Annotated in this window: 22 protein-coding genes; 9 read left to right on the plus strand and 13 right to left on the minus strand. The window is 53.1% G+C overall.

Going from position 1 to position 26,390, the window contains the following annotated elements; genetic code table 11:
• Window positions 1-10: 10 nt before the first annotated feature.
• The 5 genes from ccoG to ccoN all read right to left on the minus strand — a co-directional run bounded on the left by ccoG (window position 11) and on the right by ccoN (window position 5,318).
• Window positions 11-1,567, minus strand: a complete 1,557-nt coding sequence (ccoG, locus tag BKD14_RS02730; RefSeq protein WP_022710274.1) for a cytochrome c oxidase accessory protein CcoG — start codon at window positions 1,565-1,567, stop codon at window positions 11-13.
• 341 nt (window positions 1,568-1,908) lie between these two features.
• Window positions 1,909-2,772 carry a cytochrome-c oxidase, cbb3-type subunit III gene (gene ccoP / locus BKD14_RS02735; protein ID WP_022710273.1) on the minus strand — a complete coding sequence of 288 codons (864 nt, stop codon included), beginning with the start codon at window positions 2,770-2,772 and terminating at the stop codon, window positions 1,909-1,911.
• A complete protein-coding gene (locus tag BKD14_RS02740; RefSeq protein ID WP_075654171.1) occupies window positions 2,765-2,923 on the minus strand; it encodes a cbb3-type cytochrome c oxidase subunit 3 in 159 nt (52 codons plus the stop codon). The genes ccoP and BKD14_RS02740 overlap by 8 nt, the downstream gene beginning before the upstream one ends.
• Before the next feature lie 11 nt (window positions 2,924-2,934).
• Window positions 2,935-3,666 carry a cytochrome-c oxidase, cbb3-type subunit II gene (gene ccoO / locus BKD14_RS02745; RefSeq protein WP_075654172.1) on the minus strand — a complete coding sequence of 244 codons (732 nt, stop codon included), beginning with the start codon at window positions 3,664-3,666 and terminating at the stop codon, window positions 2,935-2,937.
• A gap of 14 nt (window positions 3,667-3,680) precedes the next feature.
• Window positions 3,681-5,318 (minus strand): cytochrome-c oxidase, cbb3-type subunit I, encoded by a 1,638-nt coding sequence (gene ccoN / locus BKD14_RS02750; RefSeq protein ID WP_022710270.1) that lies wholly within the window; start codon window positions 5,316-5,318, stop codon window positions 3,681-3,683.
• 945 nt (window positions 5,319-6,263) lie between these two features.
• Between ccoN and BKD14_RS02755 the strand changes: the two genes are divergently transcribed.
• The 7 genes from BKD14_RS02755 (at window position 6,264) to BKD14_RS02785 (ending at window position 15,068) form a co-directional block, all read left to right on the plus strand.
• Window positions 6,264-7,889, plus strand: a complete 1,626-nt coding sequence (locus tag BKD14_RS02755) for an amidohydrolase (RefSeq protein ID WP_075654173.1) — start codon at window positions 6,264-6,266, stop codon at window positions 7,887-7,889.
• Window positions 7,890-7,949: 60 nt separating this feature from the next.
• A complete protein-coding gene (locus BKD14_RS02760; RefSeq protein WP_075654174.1) occupies window positions 7,950-8,891 on the plus strand; it encodes an ABC transporter permease in 942 nt (313 codons plus the stop codon).
• Window positions 8,888-9,790: an ABC transporter permease gene (locus BKD14_RS02765; RefSeq protein ID WP_028233467.1), complete on the plus strand. Its 903-nt coding sequence runs from the start codon at window positions 8,888-8,890 to the stop codon at window positions 9,788-9,790. Before BKD14_RS02760 ends, BKD14_RS02765 begins: the two co-directional genes overlap by 4 nt.
• A gap of 58 nt (window positions 9,791-9,848) precedes the next feature.
• Entirely contained in the window at window positions 9,849-11,441 is a 1,593-nt protein-coding gene (locus tag BKD14_RS02770; protein ID WP_075654175.1) for an ABC transporter substrate-binding protein, read from the plus strand.
• Window positions 11,442-11,517: 76 nt separating this feature from the next.
• The gene (locus tag BKD14_RS02775) at window positions 11,518-12,954 is read left to right on the plus strand and encodes an amidohydrolase family protein (RefSeq protein ID WP_075654176.1); all 1,437 of its coding nucleotides are present in this window, start codon (window positions 11,518-11,520) and stop codon (window positions 12,952-12,954) included.
• 57 nt (window positions 12,955-13,011) lie between these two features.
• The gene (locus tag BKD14_RS02780) at window positions 13,012-13,992 is read left to right on the plus strand and encodes an ABC transporter ATP-binding protein (RefSeq protein WP_022710263.1); all 981 of its coding nucleotides are present in this window, start codon (window positions 13,012-13,014) and stop codon (window positions 13,990-13,992) included.
• Window positions 13,989-15,068, plus strand: coding sequence for a dipeptide ABC transporter ATP-binding protein (locus BKD14_RS02785; protein WP_075654177.1), 1,080 nt, complete (start codon window positions 13,989-13,991; stop codon window positions 15,066-15,068). Before BKD14_RS02780 ends, BKD14_RS02785 begins: the two co-directional genes overlap by 4 nt.
• Before the next feature lie 63 nt (window positions 15,069-15,131).
• On the opposite strand, the gene BKD14_RS02790 is transcribed toward BKD14_RS02785, so the two are convergent.
• The 8 genes from BKD14_RS02790 to BKD14_RS02825 all read right to left on the minus strand — a co-directional run bounded on the left by BKD14_RS02790 (window position 15,132) and on the right by BKD14_RS02825 (window position 24,061).
• Entirely contained in the window at window positions 15,132-16,529 is a 1,398-nt protein-coding gene (locus tag BKD14_RS02790) for an alanine/glycine:cation symporter family protein (RefSeq protein ID WP_075654178.1), read from the minus strand.
• 231 nt (window positions 16,530-16,760) lie between these two features.
• Window positions 16,761-17,585, minus strand: coding sequence for a bifunctional allantoicase/(S)-ureidoglycine aminohydrolase (locus BKD14_RS02795; protein WP_075654179.1), 825 nt, complete (start codon window positions 17,583-17,585; stop codon window positions 16,761-16,763).
• A gap of 160 nt (window positions 17,586-17,745) precedes the next feature.
• Window positions 17,746-18,462, minus strand: coding sequence for a glycerophosphodiester phosphodiesterase family protein (locus BKD14_RS02800; RefSeq protein ID WP_075654180.1), 717 nt, complete (start codon window positions 18,460-18,462; stop codon window positions 17,746-17,748).
• A gap of 14 nt (window positions 18,463-18,476) precedes the next feature.
• Window positions 18,477-19,352 carry an ABC transporter permease gene (locus tag BKD14_RS02805; RefSeq protein WP_075654181.1) on the minus strand — a complete coding sequence of 292 codons (876 nt, stop codon included), beginning with the start codon at window positions 19,350-19,352 and terminating at the stop codon, window positions 18,477-18,479.
• 12 nt (window positions 19,353-19,364) lie between these two features.
• Window positions 19,365-20,294 (minus strand): ABC transporter permease, encoded by a 930-nt coding sequence (locus BKD14_RS02810; RefSeq protein WP_075654182.1) that lies wholly within the window; start codon window positions 20,292-20,294, stop codon window positions 19,365-19,367.
• A gap of 12 nt (window positions 20,295-20,306) precedes the next feature.
• On the minus strand, window positions 20,307-21,299 hold the full coding sequence (locus BKD14_RS02815; RefSeq protein WP_075654183.1) for an oligopeptide/dipeptide ABC transporter ATP-binding protein: 993 nt from the start codon (window positions 21,297-21,299) through the stop codon (window positions 20,307-20,309).
• Complete coding sequence (locus tag BKD14_RS02820) at window positions 21,296-22,330, minus strand: ABC transporter ATP-binding protein (RefSeq protein WP_083646761.1); 1,035 nt, start codon at window positions 22,328-22,330, stop codon at window positions 21,296-21,298. Before BKD14_RS02820 ends, BKD14_RS02815 begins: the two co-directional genes overlap by 4 nt.
• A 96-nt stretch (window positions 22,331-22,426) precedes the next feature.
• Window positions 22,427-24,061, minus strand: a complete 1,635-nt coding sequence (locus BKD14_RS02825; protein ID WP_075654184.1) for an ABC transporter substrate-binding protein — start codon at window positions 24,059-24,061, stop codon at window positions 22,427-22,429.
• A gap of 382 nt (window positions 24,062-24,443) precedes the next feature.
• Here BKD14_RS02825 and BKD14_RS02830 point away from each other — a divergent pair, with 382 nt between their 5' ends.
• The gene (locus BKD14_RS02830) at window positions 24,444-25,262 is read left to right on the plus strand and encodes a sugar phosphate isomerase/epimerase family protein (RefSeq protein WP_075654750.1); all 819 of its coding nucleotides are present in this window, start codon (window positions 24,444-24,446) and stop codon (window positions 25,260-25,262) included.
• Window positions 25,263-25,342: 80 nt separating this feature from the next.
• Window positions 25,343-26,266: a hypothetical protein gene (locus tag BKD14_RS02835; protein ID WP_139316311.1), complete on the plus strand. Its 924-nt coding sequence runs from the start codon at window positions 25,343-25,345 to the stop codon at window positions 26,264-26,266.
• Window positions 26,267-26,390 lie beyond the last annotated feature (124 nt).

A 26,390-nucleotide genomic window follows, 5' to 3' on the forward strand; every position in this document is an offset into this window, starting at 1 on the left:
TTCTCCGTTATCAGCGCTTTTCAGGGGCAATGAAAGTGGCTTTATACGTTGCTGACTCGGTTCCGTTAACATCACGGACTGTCATGGTGAATGGTGTGCTGCCCGGAGGGACTGCGGTCTTAGGCAGGACAACGAACACTTTCAGGGTTTTCAGACGATCCGGTTCGGCGTTGAAAATATGGCGGCCTGAACCGTCAGTTGCCTGATCGGCCACATGCACTTCTGCCTGTGACAGGCCGTCAATAATCAACTCAAACTGGCGCGGTTCATTGACCATGTTCAGCAGTTTGACCGTATAGCCGTTGCGGATAGAGCCATCGGACAGCAACACATATTGCGGGTTACGATCCTGCAGCACATTGATGCCGATCCGTTCGCGCATCAGCAAAGTTGTAATCAGCGCCACACCGATCAGTGCCCAGATCGAGAAATAGAACAGGCTGCGCGGGCGGAAAATCTTGGACATTTTCAGCTGCTGCACCTTGTCATTAAAGGTGTTTTTAGCTTCATAAATCCGTGTCGGCTCAATCGGTGTTGTGCCGTTATTGGTCGCCAGCGCCATATTGGCATCATAGTCGGACAGCGTGGAATAGGAGATCAGGCCGCGCGGCTTGCCGATTTTGTCCATAACCGAGTTACAGGCATCAATACACAAGGCACAGGTAATGCATTCCAGCTGCTGACCGTCGCGAATATCAATCCCCATCGGGCAGACGGCCACACAGGCATTACAATCCACGCAATCGCCGACACTTTCACCGGCAGCAATGGCTTTTTTGGAATTACGGGTACGTGGCTCACCGCGCCAGTCATTATAGGTCACTGTGAGCGAGTTTTCATCGAGCATTGCTGCCTGAATACGCGGCCAAGGACACATATAAGTACAGACCTGCTCACGCATCAGCCCGCCGAAAACATAGGTGGTGGCGGTCAGAATGGCGACAGTGATATAGGCGACCATAGCGGCCTGACCGGTCACAAATTCCATCAGCAGTGTTGGTGCATCTGCGAAATAGAAAATCCATGCACCGCCGGTCATAACGGCAATAGCCAGCCAGATTGTATGTTTGGTGACGCGTTTTACAAGCTTATTGGCCGTCATCGGGGATTTGTCGAGCTTGATACGGGCATTGCGGTCGCCTTCAACGGCGCGCTCAACAACCAGAAACAGATCAACCCATACGGTCTGCGGGCAGGTATAGCCACACCATGCGCGTCCCGCGACACTGGTGACAAGGAACAAGCCGATACCGGCCATAATCAGCATACCGGCAACGTAGTAGAATTCCTGCGGCCAGATTTCGATGAAGAAGAAGTAGAAACGGCGATGTGCAATATCAATCAGCACCGCCTGATCGGGGGCGTAAGGCCCGCGATCCCAGCGTAGCCAAGGCGTGAGATAGTAAATGCCGAGTGTGATGAACATGATAATCCACTTGAAACGGCGGAAATCACCACTCGCTCGCTTCGGGAAAACCTTGACACGCGCGGCATATAGAGAGCCGCGTTTCTCAGACGAATTCACCGCCTGCGCATCGATACGTTCAAATTCACCAACATCTGACATGGTACACTCCGGGGGCTAGAGCTGTTTGCGTTCAGATTGAAGTATGGCGCTTGCTCTAGATTCTTTATTTCATCGCATTAACACTGCGCTCATTGAGGGCATTTGAGCGCGGAATGCTTAAGGGCAGTCTGAGAACTGAAATGGTCTTATAAAACTGCACTCAAATCACTCAGAGCGGGTTCCGGTTATCGGTACAGAAATCCGCACTGAGTTTCTAATGTTTCATCAGAGCCCCGTTTTTCAGATTATATCTGCGGGGCTTGCTGATTTTTTGAGCACCGGCCGGAATATTTTACACCAATATTTTACACCGGCCGGCCATGACTTGAAACAGGGCGTTTTTACTCACCGCCACCCAGAGAGTGGACATAGATTGCCAGCTGCTTCACAGTTGTGTCGCCCAGACGGCCTTCCCATGCAGGCATTACACCATGCTTGGGATTTCTCACCTGTTTGGCAATTTCCGCTTCGCCGGAACCGTAGAACCAGATCGCATCGGTCAGATTTGGCGCGCCGAATTCCTTATTGCCCTTGGCATTTTCGCCATGACAGGCCGCGCAGTTTTCAGCAAAAACCTGTTTGCCTGCGGGTATCAGACTTGCATCATGCGGTGTCGATGTCAGGCTGGTGACATAGGCCGCCACATCACGGATTTGCTGTGGCTCAAGAATGTCGCCATAGGCAGGCATTTCGGAGATGCGTGTTTCTTCGTCATCCTTGGAGCGCACGCCGTGGCGTACAGTCTGCAGGATTTCATCAATAGAACCACCCCACAGCCAGTCATCATCATTCAGGTTCGGATAGCCTGGCGCGCCCTGCGCACCGGAACCGTGACACTGAACACAGTTCACACGGAATGCCGCTGCACCGCCTGCAATTGCAAACTGGTTAAGCTGCGGATCAGCTATAATTTCCTGAACGGATTTTTCTTTAATAGCTGCCAGAATATCCTGACGTTCACCCTGAATTTTGGTGTTTTCTTTCCAGAAATCACCACGGCTCGACCATTCCAGAAGGCCGGAAGTAGCGCCGTTGATGAGCGGCCATGCCGGATAGGCAACAGTATAGGCAATCGCCCAGACAATGGTTGCATAATAGGCATAGAGCCACCAGCGTGGCATCGGATTATCAAGTTCCTTGATGCCGTCCCATTCGTGGCCGGTTGTTTCAACGCCTGTTACATCGTCAATTTGCTTATCAGTCATTGTTTTCGTCCTTGAACGGAATGGCTTTCGCAGCATCGGCAACCTGTTTGCTGCCTGGACGGAAGGCGAAGAAGACAACAAAGAGGAAGAAGAGGAACATGCCTAACAGCCCCCAGCTGTCGGCAAAGTGGCGCATGGTCGTATAATCCATGATGAACCTCCTTAACGCGACTTCGGTGACTGGTCGTAAGTTGAGAAATCAACCAGAGTACCCAGCATCTGCAGATAGGCAATAAGCGCATCCATTTCGCTGACAACCTTCGGATTGCCATCGAAATCGCCGGTCTTGGCTTTAGGGTAGCGGGCAAGCAGAGCCTCTGTATCGGCTTCCGGATCAGCCTGCGCCTTCATATCCGCCAATGCATTGTCGACCATTTCCTGATTATAAGGCACGCCGACAGCAATATTGGCTTTCAGATTGCCGGTAATGCCGGACATATTCAGCGGCGTGTTCATCAGGAATGCGTAGCTCGGCATAACCGATTCAGGCACCACATCGCGCGGCTCAATCAGATGCTGAACATGCCATTCATTCGAGTAGCGGCCGCCGACACGGGCAAGATCAGGCCCTGTACGCTTCGAGCCCCACTGGAACGAATGGTCATACATGCTTTCAGCTGCAAGGCTGTAATGGCCGTAGCGTTCCACTTCATCGCGGAACGGACGGATCATCTGCGAATGGCAGGTATAGCAGCCTTCGCGGATATAAATGTCACGGCCTGCCAGCTCCAGAGGAGAGTAGGGGCGCATACCCTCTACTTTCTCAATGGTGTTTTGCAGGTAAAACAGCGGGGCAATTTCTACGATACCGCCGACAGTGACCACAACCAGCGAACCGATCAGCAGTAAAGTAGCGTTTTTTTCAATCAGCGAGTGTTTTTTGAGAATAGACATAACTCACCTGCTCCTTATTCTGCCGGTTTCAAATACGGGCCGGTATTGGTGTCTGAGATTGGTGTTGAGCCCGGAATTGCGGCCTCCTCTCTCAGATCACCCTTGATGGTCTTGTAGACGTTCCAGGCCATCACCAGTCCGCCCGCCAGATACATCGTGCCGCCAAGTGTACGGATGACATAGTAAGGGAACATTGCGAGTACTGTTTCGGCGAAGGAGTAAACCAGGAAGCCCTGATCATCATATTCGCGCCACATCAGACCCTGCTGGATACCGGCAACCCACATGGAAGCGGCATAGAGCACGATACCAAGTGTAGCCAGCCAGAAGTGCCAGTTGACCATACGTACAGAATAGAGACGCTCACGGTTCCACAGACGCGGTACAAGGAAGTACACAGCCGCAAAAGTGATCATACCATTCCAGCCGAGCGCACCCGCATGAACGTGACCAATGGTCCAGTCTGTATAGTGCGACAGCGAGTTAACGGCTTTAACCGACATCAGCGGGCCTTCGAAGGTCGCCATACCGTAGAAGGCAATAGCAGCAACCATCAGACGGACAACCGGATCCGTACGGATTTTATCCCATGCACCGGAAAGCGTCATCAGACCGTTGATCATACCACCCCATGACGGCATCCACAGCACGATGGAGAAGACCATGCCGAGTGTCTGTGCCCAGTCCGGCAGCGCTGTATAATGCAGGTGGTGAGGACCGGCCCAGATATACAGGAAGATGATCGACCAGAAGTGCACAATCGACAGACGGTAGGAATAGACCGGACGATTGACCTGTTTCGGCACGAAATAATACATCATCGCAAGGAACGGCACGGTCAGGAAGAAGGCCACGGCATTATGGCCGTACCACCACTGGGTCACCGCATCCTGTACGCCGGAGAAAGCCGAATAGCTTTTCACGCCGAGGAAAGAGACCGGAATTGCCAGATTGTTGATCACATGCAGCATGGCAATGGTGATGATGAAGGAGAGGTAGAACCAGTTGGCCACATAAATGTGCGGTTCTTTACGCTTCATCAGCGTGCCCATGAAGATCACGAGATAGACTACCCAGACGATGGTCAGCCAGAGGTCGACATACCATTCCGGCTCAGCATACTCACGCGACTGGGTGATGCCGAGCAGATAGCCGGTGCCGGCCATGACGATGAAAAGGTTGTAACCCCAGAAAACGAACCATGCCAGATCGCCGCCGAAAAGACGCGCACGGCAAGTACGCTGAACCACGTAGAAAGAAGTGGCGATCAGGGCGTTACCGCAGAAGGCAAAAATAACGGCTGATGTATGAAGAGGGCGGACACGGCCAAAATTTAGCCATGGTCCCAGATTCAAATCAGGGAATGCGAGCTGCGCAGCAATGAAAACGCCAACGAGGAAGCCGATAACACCCCAGAATACTGTGGCAATGACACCGTAACGGATCGGACCGTCCATATAAACGGACTGATCTTCCTTCACAGGCTTCAGACTGTAATCTGCATTACGCAGCAGTAAGACTGTAAAAATCACAAGAGTGAAAAACAGAACCCACATATGGCTTCTGAATAATGGATCATGCGTAAACCCCGCGGCCAGCAGTGCTAAAAAAGCACCGAGCCCGGAGATTACAATTCCCGCAGCGTAATTCATGAAAAATCCCCTCGCGCGCGCAACTTATCCTGCCCGCAAATTACAGATATGCCTGCAATTCGAGCAATATAGCGGGTATTATATGCGACGGAAAAATTTAGTCATTGATTTAAATCAAGTACGGCCGGTGACAGGGCATGTATAAATGAAGCGTTTTTTGCGTGATTTTCGGCCAATTCGCAGCATATTGACGGAGATAATGGCTTCGGGTTTTGTTGTTTGCGAAATAATTTAATTATGACAATGTGATATGTAGAATTTTCTATAAATATCATATAGTTGCCTGATAAATTCTTATATCTTTATTGCTGTATTTACAGAAATTTCTGAAATAAATGTAGGAAATTATTTAGATTTTTCAGTTCTGAACCGGATCGGGGAATAGTCGTTTAAGCTTTGAAAATTCAGCCGGAACAGGGGCGTTGTGTCTTGCTGCGCAGGGTGGGGCTGATTGTCGCTGAGGCGGTGCCGGTGGCCGTTCAGGCGCCGGTTTTAATGGTACTGTAAAGTACAGCAGGGGCTCGGATCGCTCCAGTCTGGAATGATTCTCATCTCTACAGAGCTGTTTGTGCAGGTAAAATCACAGAAAACAGTACCAATTTGGCATTGATGGTTACGTTGCCGATGTTTTTCATTATGCAAAATTGCTATCAATTTATGCAATTTTCGTCTGGTAAATTGTCAACATTTGCGGCGCGGGCTCTTGCTTTGGTACCAGTTTTTTGCAAGCATGTTCTTAACAAACAAAAATAACTGCTGACGGAATGACCGGTCAAAAGCCCGGGAGTAACCGAACAGTACAGGGGAATAAAAAGCCACCGGATCTCGTATGAGTGAGGCTTTTCCTCAGCTCAATCATTAACCTTCCCGATCTTCATATCGGTAGGGCTCGCTGAATTATGTCTTGTCTTCCTTGAAGGCAGGGTGCTGGGAGATAGACAGAGTATGGAATATGCAGATCTCGTCCTTGCGGGCGGGCGGATTTTTTGCGGCCTTAATGAAGGTTTTGTTGAGGCGCTTGCAATTGCTGACGGTAAGATTTTGGCAACCGGCACTACAGCTGAGATTGAAGCACTGACCGGTGAAAAGACACGACGTGTCGATCTGGGCGGACGTGTTGCGGTGCCGGGGCTCAATGATGCCCATATGCATCTTCTTATGCTTGGCATAGGTATGAACGAGATTAATCTGCGCCCTGAATCTGGCGTGCGCAGTCTCGAAGAGATTTTCAAACGTATTGCGCAGGAAGTGGCTGTGAAACCGGCGGGTGAATGGATCCGTTGCGGCGGCTATGATCATTTCGAGCTGAGTGAACAGCGCCATCCGACCATTGAGGAACTGGATGCGATTGCGCCCGGTCATCCGGTTTATATCACCCGTACATGCGGTCACGTTGGTATCGCCAACAGCGCAGCCATGCGTCTGGCAAATATTACCCACGATACACCAAGTCCGTCCGGTGGCCTGATTGAAAAGCGCAACGGCAAATTATCCGGCCTGCTCGCGGAATCCGGTATGCGTGTGGTCACGGATAAAATCCCGCCACTGAGCCGTGATGAACTGAAAGCTGCGATTACCCGCGCAGCCGGTTTCATGCTCTCTCAGGGTTTCACCAGCGTGATGGATGCCGCTGTCGGCATGGGCTATGGTATGGAAGAACTCCATGCCTATGAAGAACTGGCTTCCGCCGGTGAGCTGCCAATCCGCACATGGGTCTGCATCTATGGCAATCATGACGGTATCGGCGATCAGGCGCATGCACAGGGTTTCCGTGCCAAGCGCCAGACAGGCAATTTGCGCTACGGTGCAATGAAAGTTTTCTCGGATGGCAGTGCCGGTGGTCTGACAGCCGCTATGAGCGAGCCATATGTGGCAGGCGATCCGAATAATTTTGGTATTTTCTGCTATTCCGATGCGGAAATGCACAAGTCCCTCAAGCATTATCATGAACTTGGCTATCAGCTGGCCATTCATGCGATTGGCGATGCGGCGATTGAACAGGTGCTCTCCGGTATTGAGAATGCCGATAGTGCAGAACATCCGATTAAAACCCGTCGTCACCGTATTGAACATTGCGGCTTCCTGAGCGACGGGCAGATTGAGCGTATGGCCAAAGCCGGTATTGATCCGGTGCCGCAACCGATGTTCATCTATGAATTCGGCGATCTTTACGTTGCCAATCTGGGCGAAAAGCGCGCCCATGCATCTTATCCGATGCGCAAATGGGTGGATGCCGGTTTGCATCCGGCTGCGTCTTCCGATGCGCCGGTCACTTCCACCAATCCGTTCCAGAATATCTACACGCTCGTCACCCGCAAGACCAAGGTCGGTTCGGTGATCGGCGGAGACCAGTGTCTGACACGGGAAGAGGCAATCCACGCTTACACGCATTTCGGCGCCTATACGCAATTTGCTGAGAATGAAACCGGACGTCTGGTGGCAGGTATGGCGGCGGATGTCGCCGTGTTGTCGAAGGATATTTTTACCTGTGACGTGGAAGAAATCCGCACTGATGTGGTCTGCGATATGACCGTGCTGGATGGCAAAGTCGTTTTCGAGCGGCAGGTGTAACTGTTCAGGTTCGGGGCGCGTTAGCGCGCCTTGAACCGACAGCCAGAGAAAGGCAATTTCATGCTTCGGCACACGTTACAACGTCTGCTTCTCGCTTTACCGGTTATGTTCGGTGTGCTGCTGCTCGGCTTTTTGCTGATGCAGGTGGTGCCGACCGATCCGGCACAGGTGCGTGCAGGACCCACCGCGACACAGGAACTGGTTGAAGCCATCCGTCGTGATCTCGGTCTCGATCAGCCTTTGTGGAAACAGTTCTTCTATTATATCGGCCGCCTGATGCAGGGCGATCTCGGCGTTTCCATCATCAATAATGTGCCGGTCTCGCAGGAACTCGGTGCCACAATCGGCCCGACACTGGAGCTGATGGTTGCATCCCTGATCTGGGCAATTCCTCTGGGCATTCTGCTCGGCACAGTTGGTGCTTATTATCGCGGCTCATTGCTGGATCGCTCGATCATGGCGGTGTCTGTTGCCGGTGTGTCTATCCCTGTGTTCTTTCTCGGTCTGGTGCTGGTCTGGCTGTTCGGCTTTAAATATCCGATCCTGCCATTTACCGGTCGCCTCGGGCCGTTATGGACATGGGAAGGCTTCACCAGCATCATTCTGCCAGCGATCACGCTGGGCGGTGTGTTTGTCGGCCCTGTTGCCCGTATGACCCGTACATCCGTGCTGGATGTGCTGGGCGCAGATCATATCCGCACAGCACGCGCCAAGGGTTTGAAAGAGCGTAAGGTCGTTACCCGTCATGCGCTGCGCAATGCGCTGGTGCCGGTGGTGACACTGATCGGTTTGCAGATCGGCTTCCTGCTCGGCGGTGCTGTGGTGGTTGAGACTGTGTTCTCATGGCCGGGCATTGGCCGTCTGGCAGTCGGTGCGATTTTGTCCAGCGATCTGCCAATGGCGCAGGGCACGATTATCGTAATGTCTCTCGGCTTTATTCTCGTCAATCTGGGCGTTGATATTCTCTACGCTGTGCTCGATCCGCGCGTGAGAGGTGCATGATGACCAGTCTTGCAAAAACAAATGTTGCGGATGCAGCGCAACCGGCAGAGCAGGAAATCGCTTTCAAGCGTGTCAGCGTATTGCGCATGCTGCTCTCCGATACCGGTTCGGTCATTGCTTTGACCCTTGTGGCACTGACCCTGTTTTGCGGTCTGTTCGCCCCGTGGCTGGCACCGGAAGACCCTTATGGCGGCAATCTTGGTATGATGCTGAAGCCAATCGGTGAGGCAGGTTATCTGCTCGGCACCGACGGGCAGGGGCGCGGCATGGTCACACGCTTACTCTACGGCATTCGCACCACGCTGTTCATGGGCTTTGTCTCGGTATTCTTCGGTTGTGTGGTCGGCGGGATTATCGGTTTCGTGGCGGCTTACTACACCCGCTGGAGCGGCGTACTGATGCGCTTCATGGATGTGTTGCTGTCCTTTCCGGCCATTTTGTTCGGCTTGGCAATTGCCGCAATTTTTGGTCCGGGTCTCACAGCCGTTATCATTGCATTGTCGATTGCGACCGTGCCGCTGATGGCGCGTGTGGTGCGCGGCGGTGCGATTGTGGTGTTGCAGCAGGATTATATTGAAAGCGCGCATTCGCTCGGCATGTCCGACAGCCGCATCATTTTTAAATATGTGCTGCCGAACTGCCTGTCATCGATCTTCGTGTTTGTAACGCTTCGTTTCGGACAGGTGATCCTGCTCGGTGCGGCGCTATCCTTTATCGGCCTTGGCGCACAGCCGCCGACAGCGGAACTCGGTGCCATGGCATCGGAAGGGCGTAACTTCCTGTTCTTCGCACCGCATGTCTCGGTTCTGCCAAGTCTGGTGATCTTCATTATCGTTCTGGCGTTTAACGTGCTGGGGGATTCCCTGCGTGACGCGCTCGATCCGAAATTACGTAAATAATCATTTTTGGCGGCGGATCACTGCACAGAACAGTGGGCGCCTCATCAGGAGGACTAAAATGAGAAAATATCTGACTGCCACTCTCGTCGCCGGTGTTGCTGCCAGTGCCGTTTTGTCCGGTGCAGCCTATGCCCAGACCAAGGCGCCATTGTCGATCCTGCGTGTGATTGATGCGGATAATTATGATCCGATCCGCTCCACCGCAACCGCTATGGTTGAAGTGATGGCCATGCTGGGCGACACGCTGGTCTCGCTCGATTTTGACATGAAAACCGTCAAGCCGGGTCTTGCGGAAGCATGGTCGGTTTCTGAAGATGGTAAGACTTACACCTTCAACCTGCGTAAGGATGTGAAATTCTGCGACGGCCGCCCGATGACCGCTGCCGATGTGGTCTATACGATTGAGCGCTGGCAAAACCCGGAAAAACGCTCACCGACTGCCTTCCGTGGCGGTAAGGTCAAGAGTGTAACCGCTAAAGACGATTACACCGTGATCTATGAGCTGGAAGAGCCGTATTCCGATCTTCTGCCGCAGCTGACCATGCCGTTCTCGACCATTGTGGACAAAGCAACCGTAGAGAAGCTCGGTGAGAATTTCGGTGTGCAGGGCTTCAACGGTACCGGCCCTTATTGCTGGGTCAGCTGGCAGCCGCGTCAGGAACTGAAGCTCAAGAAAAACCCGAATTACACATGGGGACCGTCATTCTATAAAAATCCAAGCCCGCAGGTTGATGAAATCGTCTGGCGCGTGATCCCTGAAGCCAATACGCTGATGGCCGCAATTCAGGCACGTCAGGCAGACATGACCTATTACATGCCGCCGATTGCGCTGACCACGATGGAAAGCATGCCGGGCATTAATGTTTCCAAACAGGAAAACTACATCTACGACATGTTCATGGGCTTCAAGATCGACAAGCCTGTGGTGTCTGATCCGATAATCCGTAAAGCCGTGAATATGGCGACCAATAAAGCGGCAATCACTCAGGCCGTTTATTTCGGTCATGGTAAGGAAATGAAGTCGCTCGTTAATCCGGCGATTATTGATTTCGATCCTGAATCCGCAAAACTGATGCCTGCTTTCGATCAGGATGCAGCCAATAAAATGCTGGACGAAGCCGGCTGGAAAATGGGCGGCGACGGCATCCGTGAAAAAGACGGCCAGAAAGCCACTTTCCTTGTCTATGGTCTGCGCAATGCCACCAATCCGACGGTGAGTGAAGCCATGCAGGCTGATCTGCGCAAGATCGGTATCGACATGAAAATCCAGCTTTGGGATGCGACTGTCGGCTGGGGCAAGATGGCAACGCAGGAATTTGATGCGTTCTATATGAACTATCCGGCGCTGACTGCGCTTGAAGCGATTGGTCTCTACTTCCCGAGCCGTCAGGCACCAACACCAAACCGCATGAACTGGAAAGATCCGGCAACGGATGAGCTGATCCGTAAGGCGGCAACCACCACCAGCAAGGAAGAACGTCATGAAGCGCTGGCAACCCTGCAGCGCAACCTGACCGAGGCCAATGTCTGGGTCACGCTGTCGTCCGAGCCGATGTGGCTGATCTCCGGTGATCGTGTGGAAGGTGCCAAGGCACACGGTATCTATGGTGCCGGTATCTATAAAGGTCTGGATATTTCTCTGAAACGCTAAAAACAAAGACTGCGGCATTGCGAGGAGGCAGTGCCGCAGTCTCAAATCGGGATTTCAGGCGCAGGGGAGTGATGCGGTGAGTGTAACAGTCATCAGAAACGCGGATATTGTCGTTGCATGGGATAAGGACAGCCAAAGCCATATCTATGTAAAAAAGGCCGATGTTGCTTTTGAAAACGGCAAGCTGACTTTTGTCGGCACGGGCTATGCCGGTGCAGCCGATACAGAACAGGACGGTCGTGGCTTTATGGTCATGCCGGGTCTGGTCAATATCCATTCTCACCCCGCAAGCGAACCGCTGAATAAGAGTATTCTCGATGAACTCGGTTCGCCGGGCCTGTATAATTCCGCGCTTTATGAATTCATGCCGATTATCCGTCCGGATGCGGAGGGCGCAGAGGCCGCGTGGAAAGTCGCCTATGCGGAACTGCTGAAATCCGGCGTTACAACACTGGCTGATCTCTCCGTTGCCCATCCGTCATGGATTGATCTGGCAGGGCAGAGCGGTCTGCGTGTTTGCATTACACCAATGTTCCGCACGGCGCGCTGGTACACCAAAAACGGCCATGTGGTTGAATATGAGTGGGATGAGGCCGTTGGCGAAAAAGCCATGGCACAGGCATTGGAAATGGTGGATGCTGCTGAAGCACATCCGTCCGGTCGCCTGTTCTCGATGCTGTGTCCGGCGCAGATTGACACCTGCAGCGAAGGCCTGATCAAAGAGAGTTATGCGGAAGCGCAGCGCCGCAAAATTCCGTGGCAGATTCATGCTGCACAATCGACTGTTGAGTTTCATGAAATTACCCGCCGTCATGGTGTATCGCCGGTGCAATGGCTTGAGCAGCTTGATGTTTTGGGCGAGACCAGCATTGTCAGCCACGGGATTTTCCTCGATGATTATCCGCGCAACAGCTGGCATACGCGCCGCGATCTTGATCTGCTGGTGGAAACCCGCACAGCGGTTGCCCATTGCCCGACCGTTTTCATGCGCCGTGGTATAGCCATGCGCGATTTCGGCCGTTACCTGCGCGCCGGTGTGCGCCTTGGTATCGGTACCGATACCTATCCGCATAATATGCTCGAAGAAATGCGCCATGTCGGCTACGTGGCGCGGATGATGGCTGAAAACCCGCGTACTGTTACGTCCGGTGAGATTTTCACCGCAGCAACTGTGGGCGGTGCCGATCTTCTCGGGCGTGATGATATCGGGCGTCTGGAAACAGGCTGTAATGCCGATCTGGTACTGGTCAATCTCGCGCATCCGATGATGCGGCCGGGCTATGATCCGATCCGCAGCATGATCTATGCCGCAGCCGAGCGTGCCGTGGATACGGTCTATGTCGGCGGTGAGAAAGTGGTCGAGAAAGGCCGCTGCCTGACGATTGATTTTGAGCAGGCCGCCGAAGATCTCCACGCCGCACAGCAACGCACAGTTCAACGGGCACCGCAGGAAGACTGGGCGAAACGCCCTGTTACTGCTTACGCCCCGCATTCATTTTCCGGCCTGAGTTAAACTGGCCAAAGCAATATTCCGGTCATATGGAAATATGACCGGCTTGGAGATGACTATATGACAGAACCGGTACTCGAAATCCGCAATCTCGTCACGGAGTTTAAAACCCCGAACGGTGTTATCCGTGCGGTGGACGGTATTTCGCTGAAAGTCGAGCGCGGCAAGACACTGGGTATTGTGGGGGAGAGCGGCTGCGGTAAATCCATGCTGTCGCTGTCTGTCATGGGGCTGGTGCCGCCACCGGGCAAGAATGCCGGCGGTGAGGTGATTTTTGAAGGACAGGATCTTCTGAAACTGTCGGCTGATGAGATGCGCAGGCTGCGCGGCAACCGCATAGCGATGATCTTTCAGGAGCCGATGACTTCGCTCAATCCGGTGCATACAATCGGCTATCAGCTGGTTGAGGCCTTACAGGCGCATCATAAAAAACCTTACAAGGAAATGCGTGAGGAAGCGATTGAAGCGCTGCGTAAAGTGCGCATTCCTGCACCGGAACGCCGTTTTGATGAATATCCGCACCAGCTCTCCGGTGGTATGCGCCAGCGTGTGATGATTGCTATGGCGCTGGTCTGCAAGCCGGTGCTGCTGATTGCCGATGAGCCGACAACGGCATTGGATGTGACCATTCAGGCGCAGATTCTCAATTTGCTGCGCGAGTTGCAGCAGGAAACCAATATGGCCATCATCCTCATCACCCATGATCTGGGTGTGGTTGCGCAGGTCGCCGATGATGTGGCGGTGATGTATGCCGGTAAGGTGGCAGAACGCGCTTCCGTCAATGCGATTTTTAAAGACCCGCAGCACCCCTATACTATTGGTCTGATGGGCTCTATGCCGCGAATGGATGAGGATGTTGACCGGCTGGTGGCAATCAGCGGTGTCGTGCCGCCGCCGTTTCGCCTGCCATCCGGCTGCCGGTTTAATCCGCGCTGCCCGTTTTCTGATGAGGAATGCACAGCAACTCTGCCTGCTCTGCATGAACTCCAAGCCAATCATCTTGTTGCCTGCCATAAAGCTCCGGTGGAGGATTTCGTATGACACAACCACTTCTGGAGCTGCAGGGCATTTCCAAACATTTCCCTGTCAAAAAAGGCCTGATCCGGCAAAAAGTGGTCGGCACAGTTCGCGCCGTGGACGAAGTCTCTTTCAAGCTGATGCCCGGGGAGACACTGGCCATTGTGGGCGAAAGCGGGTGCGGAAAATCCACCACTGCGCGTCTGGCGCTGCGTCTGCTGGAGCCGACTGCCGGTCGGGTACTGTTTGAGGGTGAAGATGTCACCAATGCCAGCGGCACCAAGCTGCGTGATCTGCGCCGCAAAATGCAGGTGGTGTTTCAGGACCCCTATGCCAGTCTCAATCCGCGTATGACCGTGGGTGAACTGATTGCCGAGCCGATGCTGGTGCATGGTGTCGGCACGGATGCTTCACGCCGTGAGCGGGTGATTGAACTGCTGCGCCGTGTTGATCTGGCACCTTACCATGCCGCGCGCTATCCGCATGAGTTTTCCGGCGGGCAGCGCCAGCGTATCGGTATTGCCCGTGCGCTTTCCCTGTCGCCGAAACTGATTGTCTGTGATGAGCCTGTGTCAGCGCTCGACGTGTCCATTCAGGCGCAGGTCGTCAATCTGCTCAAAGATTTGCAGAAAGAGATGGGACTGTCCTACCTGTTCATTTCGCACGGGCTACCGGTGGTCAAACATATGGCTGACCGTGTGGCGGTGATGTATCTGGGGCAGGTGGTGGAGATTGCTGACAAGCATCAGCTTTATAACAATCCGCGCCATCCCTATACGCAGGCTTTGTTGTCTGCTGCGCCACAGCCTGATCCGGCCTCGCGCGGTTCGTGGAATGTGCTGGGCGGTGATGTGCCAAGCCCGCTCAATCCGCCGTCCGGTTGCCGTTTCCATACCCGTTGTCCGCTGGCGCAGGATTTGTGCAAACAGCAGGTGCCTGAATTGAAGGATTTAGGAACCGGCCAGCAGGTCGCCTGCCATTTTGAAGCACAGGTGCCTGTCTTCAAACATGCGGCGCATTTCGCTTCCGGTGCGGAGAAATTGCAGCAACGTCTCGGATTGTTTGCCAAGAAACGTGCTGAAAAAGAACAGGCTGCTTAATATAGTTATATTGATACAAAACAGGCCGCTTCATTTCTGAAGCGGCCTGTTTTAGTTTGGTGGTTATTTCCAGATTTCGCCGTCCACTTTGCCCTTCAGCTCCGGATAATCCTTGAGCGTGAAATGCGGTGTGCCAAGCTTCTGCTGATCGAAATAATCCTTGGTCACTTTGACAACAGTACCGGAGAGCAGCGCAATGGCGATCAGGTTGATGGTTGCCATCAGACCCATGGCAGCATCGGCAGCATTGAACACTGTAAGAATGCTTTCATAGGCACCCCAGACCACCATCAGCAATGTGGAACAACGCAACAATGTGAGCCAGAGATGTCTGCCCGCACCCAGATAAATCATGGCATTTTCCGCATAAGCGTAATTACCGATGATCGAGGTGAAGGCGAAGAAGAAGATCGCAATACTGATGAAATAGCTGCCAAACCAGCCGATATGTGCGGTCATGGCTTCCTGTGTCAGCAGCGTGCCGGTCAGGCCGGAACCCGGAACCAGCTTATGCGACAACAGGATCATAATCGCGGTTGCCGAGCAGATCAGAATTGTATCAATGAAAACGCCCAGTGCCTGCACAAAACCCTGCGAGGAAGGATGGTGCGGATTTGGTGTGGCGGAAGCGGCAATATTCGGCGCAGAACCCATACCGGCTTCATTGGAGAACAGCCCACGTTTCACACCATTCATCAGAGCGCCGGTGATGCCGCCTGCCGCTGCTTCAATGCCGAAAGCGCTTTTAACAATCAGGGCAAACAGCGCAGGAACTTCAGTAATATTGGCAAGCAGCACATAGACGGCAACGCCCAGATAAATTGCCGCCATAAATGGCACAACCAGTTCGGCCACGCGGGCGATCTGACGGATACCGCCGAAAATGACAATACCGGCCAAAGCTGCAATGACGAGGCCGACCAGAACTTTAGAGAAACCGAAAGAGCCGTTCATCGCATCGGCAATGGCATTGGCCTGCACAGCGTTAAAAACAAGGCCGAATGCGATAATCAGACAGACAGAAAAAATCGCTGCTGCCCACGGGGCTTTCAGACCTTTGGAAATATAGAAGGCAGGACCGCCGCGAAACTGACCGTCATTATCGCGGGTTTTATAAAGCTGTGCCAGTGTGCTTTCGGAATAGGCTGTCGCCATGCCGACAAAAGCGACGATCCACATCCAGAAAATTGCGCCGGCGCCACCGAGATAAAGCGCGACTGCCACACCGGCAATATTGCCGGTGCCGACGCGTGAGGCGAGGCTGGTACACAGCGCCTGAAACGGGGTAATGCCGCTGTCATCGCGCTTTGGCGCACGCATGACCGAGCGGAAAAACTCAGGAAAATGGAAGATCTGAAGGAAGCCCAACCGAACCGAGAAATAAATCCCGACAGCGAGCAATCCGTAAATCAGCACATAATCCCAGAGGATCATGTTTATAAAGCTAATAATTGTATTCATCGGTATGACGCGCTCCGCTGCACCTTCGGGTGAGGTGAATATGTCGTTTTTATGATAATTATGATCTGATAAATTGGTTTTAGCTTATATTCACAGCGAATGCATGATTTTTTAAATCAGTGTGGAAATGCGCAATTTTCCGGATTTAATTTTGGTTTTTCAAAAAGATACAGCCGCTCGGTCTGTGTAAAACCGGCGGCTGTTATAAAAAATATTATTGCTGATCCGGCGTCAGAGCTTCAGCTTTACGTGACGATTCACATCCTTATAGAGCAGATAACGGAACTTTCCGGGGCCGCCGGCATAGCAAGCCTGCGGGCAGAAAGCGCGCAGCCACATATAGTCACCGGCTTCCACCTCCACCCAGTCCTGATTGAGACGGTAGACTGCCTTGCCTTCCAGCACATAAAGACCGTGCTCCATTACATGGGTCTCGGCAAACGGAATAATGGCACCTGGTTCAAAAGTGACAATATTGACATGCATGTCATGTCGCAAATCAGACGGGTCAACAAAACGGGTGGTCGCCCATTTGCCGTCCGTGTCCGGCATGGCAACCGGCTCGACTTCGGATTCATGCTTGAAAAAGGCTTCCGGCACATCCAGCCCGTTCACATATTCATAGCTCTTTCTGATCCAGTGGAAGCGGGCAGGCGCATCGCTTTTGTTGCGCACAGTCCAGAGGCTTTTCGGCGGCAGAAAAGCATAGCTGCCTGCGCGCATGGCATGGTCTTTGCCGTCAAGGGTAATAACAATATTGCCCTCAACCACAAAAATACCGGCTTCGGCATCCGGATCAGGTTCGGGCTTGTCACTGCCGCCCTGCGGTTCCAGTTCCACAATATATTGCGCAAAGCTCTCGGCAAAACCGGAGAGCGGACGGGAGAGTATCCAGACGCGGGTTTTATCCCAGAATGGCAGGCAGGATGTAACAATATCCATCATCACGCCTTTTGGGATAACCGCATAGGCTTCGGTGAATACGGCACGGTCGCTCAGCAATTGCGTCTGCATCGGTGCGCCGCCCTTGGGGGCGTAATAAGTGCGCTCAGTCATAATCTCTCCCGTTATTTTTACCCTCAGTGCGCAGTCAGGCCGGTTTTCGGTGTTTCTGCAAGAGGGATAAGGGGATTATCATTAAAAAAGATAAATTGTCGACAATATTGTATATAATAATCCCGTTTATCGAAAAGATAAACGGGATATAGAACATCAATTATGCAAGATCAGGCCGGTCTGTGGTGATCTGACGGATCGGTGTGTTCTTCCAGAACTCCAGCTCCGGCTCCGTATTGGGCACCCAAACGCCCAAACGCTCCGGTGCAATGCGGTCTGTGATTGCGTCCCAGCTATGGGCAAGCAGGGCTTTCTCAACAGCCAGAATATCGGCATGACTGTCGAAATAGTCGAGCGCTTCCTGTAACCCACCGAGAATAGTGGCGCTGAAAGCATTGAGCGAGGCGAGGCGGCGCATTTCCGGTGCAATATCTTTTACTTGCTCTAATACCTGACGGGTAAAGCCGGTCAGTATGCACTGGTCTTCCATACCCTGCGCACGGATAATCTGCACAGCCGCATCAGTCAGGCCGTCATAGAGATCACCATTGACGCGGTTCTTCAGTTCCACATGTAATTCCATACCGGTTGGTTTGAAGATTTCCAGAACCTCTTCAAACAATGGAATATGCTCATCCATACTTTCACGTAAAATCGTGTTCTTACGTGCCTGTTTGGAAAGTTCTGCCACATCGCCGATGCCATGGGTGGTGCGCTCCAAAGTCGGGTCATGCAGCACAATCACTTCACCGGCATTGGTCAGATGCAGATCAAATTCCACACCGGCAATATTGAGCTCGGCGGTTTTGCGAAAACCGGAGAGGGAGTTTTCAGGCCAGAGATTGCGCGCGCCGCGATGGCCGATAATACGTGTCATGGTTGGTCTTTCTTTTATCGAATAGTCGGATCGAGCTTGTCGCGCAGCCAGTCACCAAGAATGGAAATCGACAGCGTGGTGAACATGATCACAAAGGCCGGTGCCAGCATGATCCACGGCGCGGTGGTCAAATATTCACGGCCATAGCCGACCATATTGCCGAGGCTGGATTTGGGTGGCTGTACGCCGAGACCTAAGAAGGACAGGCTGCTTTCCAGCAGAATAATCTCAGGGAAAGTCAGGGTCATGGAGACGATCAGTGTCGAGGCAATATTCGGCAGAATATGGCGCAGATAGACCCATGATTGTTTGGCACCAAGCTGCGTGACTGCGGAGGCATAGCCTTGTGAACTCGCGGAAATAGCCAGACCACGGGCGATACGCGCATAGCGCTCCCAGCCGTAAAGCCCCATCAGGCAAACCAGCAACACCATGGAATTGCCAAAGAAAGCCAGCACCGACAAAGCGAGGATCAGGAATGGCAATGCCGCCTGAAAATCGGCCAGTGTCAGCACCACCTGCTCCACAGTCTTGCGGAAATTAGCAGCAAGAAAGCCGACGGTGGTGCCGAGCAGGGTAGAAATGATGGTTGCACCAAAAGCAATCAGCAGGGAGACACGGATCGATTCAATCAGGCGGGATAATACATCGCGCCCCACTTCATCCGTGCCGAGCCAATGCTGCGGATGACCGGGCATCACAAGGCGGCTCTTAAGATCCATCGCGGTAATGCTATAGGGGCGGATCCAGTCAGCCGTGATAGCGATGATGATCATCGCAGCAAACCAGATCAGCGACAGTATCACCAGCAGCGGGATGCGTTTCTTTTTGCGTTGATGGACATTGACCACGGGAACGGCGGTACTGTCACTGATTGAGAGTTCAGACATCAGCCGGTTCCTTTACGCTTTGGCCTGATTATCGCGCAGGCGCGGATCGAGAAAACCATAGAGCAGGTCAACAACGAAGTTTGACAACACCATGGTGGAGGCAATTAGCAGCAGGATACATTGCACTACTGCGAGATCACGGTTGGAGACGGCAACTACCAGCAAGCGTCCGACACCCGGCCATGAGAACAGGGATTCGATCACCACCGCACCGGCAACCAGTGAGCCGACCATGAAGCCGACCAGTGTCACAATGGGGATAGCGGCATTGGGCAATGCGTGATTGCGGATCACATCGCCCCAGCGCACACCTTTGGCACTGGCGGTGCGGATATAGGGCTGGCCGAGAATTTCGATCATCGCGCTGCGGGCAAAACGGGCGAGAATAGCCGCACCGGCAATGCTCATGGTGAGCACCGGCAAAATGGCATGCATCCAGGTATCACTGCCGCCGGAAGGCAACCATTTCAGCGTCACGGAGAAGATCAGCACCAGCACCAGACCGAGCACGAAATTCGGCAGGGTAAAGCCGATAATGGCGGTCATCATCACCAGCCGGTCGATAATGCTGTCGCGGTGCAGAGCCGCATAAACACCGGCAGGAATGCCGATTGCCAGATTGAGCAGCAAGGTCGGAATAGTCAGCATCAGCGTCGCCGGAATACGCTCGGCAACCAGATCAATCGCTTTCTGGCCGTCGCGCATGGAGACACCGAGATCGCCCTGAAAGATCGCCCCGAAATAGCTGAAATATTGCACGAGTATCGGCTGATCCAGCCCCCATGCCTTGCGGAAGGCCTCAATCGCCTGCGGCGGTGCATCGGGGCCGAGAATGATCTGTGCCGGATCGCCGGACATGCGCAGCACGATAAAGGCAAAGGTCACAACCAGCATGACTGTAATAAAAGCCCGCAACAGACGGGTGAGGAAAAAGGAAATCATCAGTCTGTCCTGTTATCCGGCTAATGCTATTGGCTGTGATGCACTGTCATACAAATGACAGGCAACACTATGCTCATTGCCGGTGTGCAAGGTTTCCGGCACATCGGTGTGGCAGCGTTCTGAGGCAAAACGGCAGCGCGGATGAAAGGCACAGCCGCTTGGTCTGGCTGCCGGATTTGGCGGCTCACCCTGCAGGATAATACGATTGCTCAGGAGCGTGCCGGGCACCGGAATACTGGAAACCAGTGCCTGCGTATAAGGATGCTGGGGTGCCTGAAAAATCACATCGGACGGTGCTTCTTCAACAATCCGTCCCAGATACATCACGGCCACGCGGTCACTGATATTGCGCACTACTTTCAGATCATGGCTGATAAACACCATGGCAATACCGTTTTTCTCCTGCAGATCGCGCAGCAGATTGACCACCTGCGCCTGAATGGAGACATCCAGTGCAGAGACGGCTTCGTCGCAAACCAGCAGTTCGGGATTACAGGCAATGGCACGGGCAATCACTACACGTTGGCGCTGCCCGCCGGAAAGCTCGTGGGGAAAACGCGCTGCATGATGCGGCATCAGGCCAACGGACTGCATCAGCTCTTTCACCCGTGCTGCACGACTTTCTTTGTCGCCGATGCCGTGGATCAGCAGCGGTTCTTCAATCTGTGTGGCGATGGTCAGACGACGGTCGAGTGCAGCCAGCGGGTCCTGATAAACAAGCTGCATGCGTTTGCGCAAAGCCCGCCATTCATTGGTGCGTGCAGGCGGCAGAACCTCACCGTCAAAACGAACTTCACCGGTACTCGGACGCTCCAAACCGAGCAGCAGTCGGCCGGTGGTGGATTTGCCGGAGCCGCTTTCGCCGACAATACCCAGCGTTTTGCCTTTTTGTATAGACAGGCTCACCGCATCAACGGCTTTGACTTCTGTCGGCTTGGCAAACAATCCGCGCTTTGAGGTATAGATTTTGCTTAGGTTTTTGGCTTCGAGCAGCGGCTTGTTCATGACAGCACCTGCTGCTGTGTTGCCGGAGCAGGGGCAATGAATGCAGCCGGTACGACCGGTGCCACAGGAATAACCGTGTCGCGTATTTCGACAGGACGGAAACAGGCGACATAGCGATCATCCTGATTGCCGGTCAAAGGCGGCAGATCGCTTTTGCAACGATTTTCCGCACGGTTGCAACGCGGAGAAAAAGCACAGCCTTTCGGCAATTTGCCCGGTTCCGGCACTGTGCCCTCAATCGGGATGAGACGCTCTCGGCCACCATCAATACGCGGGATCGCATCAAAAAGCCCGCGTGTATAGGGATGGCGCGGCTGGGCAAACAGCGCCTCTGTCGAGCTTTTCTCGATCATACGACCGGCATACATCACGCAGACGCGCTCGCAGATTTGCGAAACAGCACCCAGATCATGGCTGATAAATACAATCGCCATGCCGGTTTCCTGACGGATACGGGCGAGCAGGTCGAGCACTTGTGCCTGAATAGTAGCGTCCAGCGCCGTGGTCGGCTCATCGGCAATCAGCAAATCCGGCTCACCGGCGAGCGCCATGGCAATCATCAGGCGCTGGTTCTGTCCGCCGGAAAACTCATGAGGAAAATTATCAAGGCGGCGGGCAGCATCGGGAATGCCGACCAGTTCCAGCAGGCGCAGCGCTTCTTTGCGCGCAGCCGTACCGGAAATACCGCGATGCAATCTCACCGCTTCTTCGATCTGCTTGCCGACACGGATCACCGGATTGAGCGAAGAGGACGGATCCTGAAAGATCATGGCAATGCGGGCACCGCGTATGGATTCCAGCTTACGCCGTGGTGCGCCGACCAGATTGGCACCGTCGATCATCACCGAACCGGAGACTGTGGCTTTCTTTGGCAGTAATCCTAGCGCTGCCAGCCATGTTACGGATTTGCCGCAACCGGATTCCCCGACCAGCCCGACGGCTTCACCTTTTTCGATTTTCAGATTGATACCGTGCAAAACCTGCACGCCGTCAAAAGCCACTTTCAGATCGGCGATCTCGACCAAAGCCATCGATGCGCTCCTGTCATAAATATCGGCATCAGATGCCAAGCAGAGAATGAAACAAAAAAGCCATGCGGATGGTGACACCCGCATGGCTCACAGGGCTTAGCCCCAGTTGTTGCTACGGAATTCCATGGCGAAGGCCGGGGCGGCTTTCCATTTCACGGATTTACGTTTGGCGGTGAAGGTCGCGTTCTGATGCAGCAGCGTATAGGCCGGATCCTCACGTTCGCAGATTTCCAGCATCCGCTTGAAGGCTTCACGACGCTTGCCCTGATCCATGCTGGTTTCAAGGAAACCGGACAATTCGTTCATTTCCTTATTGGTCCATTCGCCGACCTGCTGTTGCTGGCCGTTCGGGCCATGCTGGCTGACAATGGAGGAAACCGGATCATTGAACGGCGCAGAGTTTGACCAGTCACGCACCGCACGGGTCGGGGTCTGTTCCAGCACCTGCTGCCAGTTTTCTTTCATCTCGATCTCAACATTGAGACCGGCCTGCTGCCACATCTCCACCAGAATCTGACCGGTTGCGGTCTGGTTGGTGTAGTAATTGTTGAGCAGGCGATAAGGAATCGGATCGTCTTTATAACCGGCTTCTTTGAGCAACTGGCGTGCGAGGTCCGGATTATATTCCGGCACAGTCCAGTCCTTGATGAACATGTCATCATAATAAGACCATTGCAGACCGGCCGGAATTTCTGTGCGGCCTGCCCAGAGGCTGTCCACGATAGCCTGACGGTCGATCGCATGGGTGAAAGCACGACGGATCAGCGGATTGGCAAGCTGCGGATGGTTTTTGTCGAACACGGTCAGGCGATGATTGAGCACCGCGCCGCCGAGCACTTCGAATTCCGGATTTTTCTCGATGATTTCGATCTGATCCGGCGGGATATCACAGGCGAAATCATATTCACCGGAGAGCAGACCGTTGACGCGGGAGGCCACTTCCGGCACCTCAACAAAGCGGATGCTTTTCAGCGGCGGACGTCCGCCCCAATACTCATCATGCGCTTCAAGCTGCAGATAATTATCCGTCTTGAATTCAACAATCTTATAAGGACCGGTGGTCACAGGCTTGCGTGCCCAATCGAGATAGCTGCTGGCTTCTTCAAAAGAACGGCGGTTCATAATCTGGCTGCCGTAACGGGAAATGCGGCCTTCCAGCGTGATATCCGGCGTACCGTTTTTGAAACGCACGGTATATTTATCGATGATCTCAACACCGAGCAGCGACGGGAAGTTGCGGCGCGCTGTGGCTGGCACTTCCGGCGGCAGTTCTTTGCTCTCGCGGTTGGTGGGGTTCATTTCCAGAACGCGCAAAGTCTCGCCGGTATTCGGCTTGGTGTCACCGAACATACGATCTGTGCTGAAAGTGAAAGCCACGTCTTCAGCGGTCATTTCATCGCCGTTGTGGAATTTCACGCCTTGGCGCAGTTTCAGTTCAACAGTCTGATCGTCAATACGTTTCCACCCGGTCGCCAGTGCCGGTGCACGAACGAGATTATTCATATAATCAAGACCGATCAGCGCTTCCCACAATTGCGAGAAGAAAACGCGTTCGCCCACATTGGACTGTTCGCGCAATACATCAAGCGTATTGGAGTTGGATACTTTTTGCACCGCAATAGTGATGGAAGGACGGTCATTGCTCTGCGCAATAGCAAAGCGTGGCAGGGTCAGAGAGGCTGCGCCGAAGCCGATCAGGCCGAGTGCATTACGCCGGTTAATCGAAACCATCAAAGGTCTCCCGTTGTTGACAGAAATGTCATGCCGTCCGGCCGTTAAAAGCAGGGGTGAAAACCGTGCCGGCATGGGCTGGCAGCGGAATAGGCTCTCTGTATGACAAGGGTATAAATCTGATTTTATCTTTTCATGACGTTCTGTTGACGGTGGGTTTCTGTGTTGCAACAGTATGAATTATTTATGAAATTTTGAATTCTGAGCAATTTTGCACAAGGCTGTAAAATGCCTGACATATAATACAGGCAAGAGCGCGCCCATGCGGTTGGTGGCAGAGTTGCCGCACCGCTCTGTCGATGCATATTATGGAATTGTGCATTGCGTTTTAGCGCCATCCTTCAACGAGTGTGGCTATCTGATTATTATCGAGGACGAGACAATGTCTGAACTGCCGATTATTGGTGCTGCCCTGCTGGTTGAGGAAATGCCGGTTCATCGTGACTGGTATCTGGAAAAGCCGCGTGATCTGGAAATCCAGAGCTTTATCAATGCTGATGTTTTGATCGGCGACTGGAAGCCGATGGCTGAAGAAATCAAAAAACAGCTGGATGGTCATCAGGGGCGTCTGGGCATTCACGGCCCGTTCTGGGGCTTCACCATTGATACGCCGGATCCGGATGTGCGTATTGTTGTGCAGAAGCGTCTCGATCAGGCGCTGGATGTTTGTGAGTTCCTTGGTGCCGATCAGGTCGTGATCCACAGCCCGTTTACCACATGGTCTTACAACCATCTGGATGACGGTTTTAACGGTCGTGAAGAAATCACCGAAAACACCCATCTCACTCTGGCACCGGCTATTCGCCGTGCAGAAAATATGGGCGTGACTTTTGTTATCGAGAATATTGAAGATATCAATCCGTTTGAGCGCCTGAAACTGGCTGACAGCTTCAATTCATCTGCCGTGGCGGTTTCTATCGATACCGGCCATGCGCATTATGCCCATGGCAATACCGGTGCTGCACCGGTTGATCATTTTGTTCATGCCGCAGCCAACCGTTTGCAGCATGTGCATTTGCAGGATGCGGATGGTTATGCAGACCGCCACTGGGCAACCGGTGACGGCACAGTCAACTGGAAAGCCGTCTTTGCAGCACTCAAGCAATATGACAGCAATCCGCGCCTGATTTTGGAAATGCGCGATCATAATGACATTAAAAAATCGATGAAATATCTGGAAGCTGTCGGTCTCGGACAGTAAACCGTTAGCAGCCGAAAAGAATTGTTGTTGCGTCCTGCCGGTGTTACACCGGCGGGATGTTGCATTTTGAGGAGCCTGTTATGTCTGTTTTGCGTCCGGTTTTGTCTGCCTGTCTTTTGTCTGCTTTATCGACAGGTACAGTGCTTGCACAACAAAATCCGGCAGAACCGCAGAAGCAGGTACAGGTTAAGGCGGAAGGCCCTTGCGCGGCTATTTTTGCTGAGGCGGATTTGTCTTCACTTCTGGACGGCGCTGAAATTACCTATCGTGCAGATGGCTGCACACTCAGCAATGTCACCATCGATGCCGGAACCTATCAGAGCTGGTCAGCCGAAACCGTTGAAATCCGCAGTGCTCCGCTGGAAAAGGACGCTGAATACTGGCCGGAATGGGCTGAAATCTCTGTTAAGTCTGTCGGATACTGGCCGTCCAGTCTCCCTGCGATGCGTTATTTAAGCAAAATTCAGAAGAATGGTTTTGATCTGAAGCTGGCTTATCAATGGGATAAGGACAGTAAAATATTCCGCGTGAATGAAGCGCGTTTCTCCGGCCGGTATATTGGTGAAGTGCTGTCATCCGCGACGGTTGAGCTGTCTGAATTGCCGCGTTTTGATATTCTGGGGGCGCAAAGCTCATCTCTGGAAACCATGAAAATTCGCGAGATTTCGACCGAGCTCGACGATCAGGGTTTCTTTGCAAATTATGTTATGACAACTATCGTCGGGATGATTGGTTATAATGATGATCCGGAACCGGAAATTGAAAAATATCGCTCTATGGCGCTGGCTTTTGTCGCGGGATTGTCAGCCAATATGATTGATGCCGACGGCAAACAGGCACTCAGCCGTCTGATTGCTGATCTGCCGCATCCGCAATCTAAGGCCGCGATAAAGCTGGTTTTTGATCCGGCTTTTTCTGTGTCCCAATCCGATAGCTCGCCGCTGGCTGTGCTGGCTGCGTTCCAGAAAAATCTGAAAATCAGTGCCGTTTATGCCGGCAAATAAGGCTTTGGAGCATTTTTCTGAGCGGGTTTGACCGGACCTGCACAAATTTTTTTACGCGGGCTTGCGTTTTGTGAAACGGTTTCCGGTGGTCTCGGTGTCTGGTTTTCGTTATAGCGGAAAAAAC

Source organism: Pseudochrobactrum sp. B5, from assembly GCF_001939785.1.
Classification (GTDB): Bacteria; Pseudomonadota; Alphaproteobacteria; order Rhizobiales; family Rhizobiaceae; genus Pseudochrobactrum; species Pseudochrobactrum saccharolyticum.

Excerpts from the sequence above, each read along its gene's own strand:
- ccoG (WP_022710274.1), bottom strand. The coding sequence starts at position 1,567 with ATGTCAGATGTTGGTGAATTTGAACGTATCGATGCGCAGGCGGTGAAT.
- ccoP (WP_022710273.1), bottom strand. The coding sequence starts at position 2,772 with ATGACTGATAAGCAAATTGACGATGTAACAGGCGTTGAAACAACCGGC.
- BKD14_RS02740 (WP_075654171.1), bottom strand. The coding sequence starts at position 2,923 with ATGGATTATACGACCATGCGCCACTTTGCCGACAGCTGGGGGCTGTTA.
- ccoO (WP_075654172.1), bottom strand. The coding sequence starts at position 3,666 with ATGTCTATTCTCAAAAAACACTCGCTGATTGAAAAAAACGCTACTTTA.
- ccoN (WP_022710270.1), bottom strand. The coding sequence starts at position 5,318 with ATGAATTACGCTGCGGGAATTGTAATCTCCGGGCTCGGTGCTTTTTTA.
- BKD14_RS02755 (WP_075654173.1), top strand. The coding sequence starts at position 6,264 with ATGGAATATGCAGATCTCGTCCTTGCGGGCGGGCGGATTTTTTGCGGC.
- BKD14_RS02760 (WP_075654174.1), top strand. The coding sequence starts at position 7,950 with ATGCTTCGGCACACGTTACAACGTCTGCTTCTCGCTTTACCGGTTATG.
- BKD14_RS02765 (WP_028233467.1), top strand. The coding sequence starts at position 8,888 with ATGATGACCAGTCTTGCAAAAACAAATGTTGCGGATGCAGCGCAACCG.
- BKD14_RS02770 (WP_075654175.1), top strand. The coding sequence starts at position 9,849 with ATGAGAAAATATCTGACTGCCACTCTCGTCGCCGGTGTTGCTGCCAGT.
- BKD14_RS02780 (WP_022710263.1), top strand. The coding sequence starts at position 13,012 with ATGACAGAACCGGTACTCGAAATCCGCAATCTCGTCACGGAGTTTAAA.
- BKD14_RS02785 (WP_075654177.1), top strand. The coding sequence starts at position 13,989 with ATGACACAACCACTTCTGGAGCTGCAGGGCATTTCCAAACATTTCCCT.
- BKD14_RS02790 (WP_075654178.1), bottom strand. The coding sequence starts at position 16,529 with ATGAATACAATTATTAGCTTTATAAACATGATCCTCTGGGATTATGTG.
- BKD14_RS02795 (WP_075654179.1), bottom strand. The coding sequence starts at position 17,585 with ATGACTGAGCGCACTTATTACGCCCCCAAGGGCGGCGCACCGATGCAG.
- BKD14_RS02800 (WP_075654180.1), bottom strand. The coding sequence starts at position 18,462 with ATGACACGTATTATCGGCCATCGCGGCGCGCGCAATCTCTGGCCTGAA.
- BKD14_RS02805 (WP_075654181.1), bottom strand. The coding sequence starts at position 19,352 with ATGTCTGAACTCTCAATCAGTGACAGTACCGCCGTTCCCGTGGTCAAT.
- BKD14_RS02810 (WP_075654182.1), bottom strand. The coding sequence starts at position 20,294 with ATGATTTCCTTTTTCCTCACCCGTCTGTTGCGGGCTTTTATTACAGTC.
- BKD14_RS02815 (WP_075654183.1), bottom strand. The coding sequence starts at position 21,299 with ATGAACAAGCCGCTGCTCGAAGCCAAAAACCTAAGCAAAATCTATACC.
- BKD14_RS02820 (WP_083646761.1), bottom strand. The coding sequence starts at position 22,330 with ATGGCTTTGGTCGAGATCGCCGATCTGAAAGTGGCTTTTGACGGCGTG.
- BKD14_RS02825 (WP_075654184.1), bottom strand. The coding sequence starts at position 24,061 with ATGGTTTCGATTAACCGGCGTAATGCACTCGGCCTGATCGGCTTCGGC.
- BKD14_RS02830 (WP_075654750.1), top strand. The coding sequence starts at position 24,444 with ATGTCTGAACTGCCGATTATTGGTGCTGCCCTGCTGGTTGAGGAAATG.
- BKD14_RS02835 (WP_139316311.1), top strand. The coding sequence starts at position 25,343 with ATGTCTGTTTTGCGTCCGGTTTTGTCTGCCTGTCTTTTGTCTGCTTTA.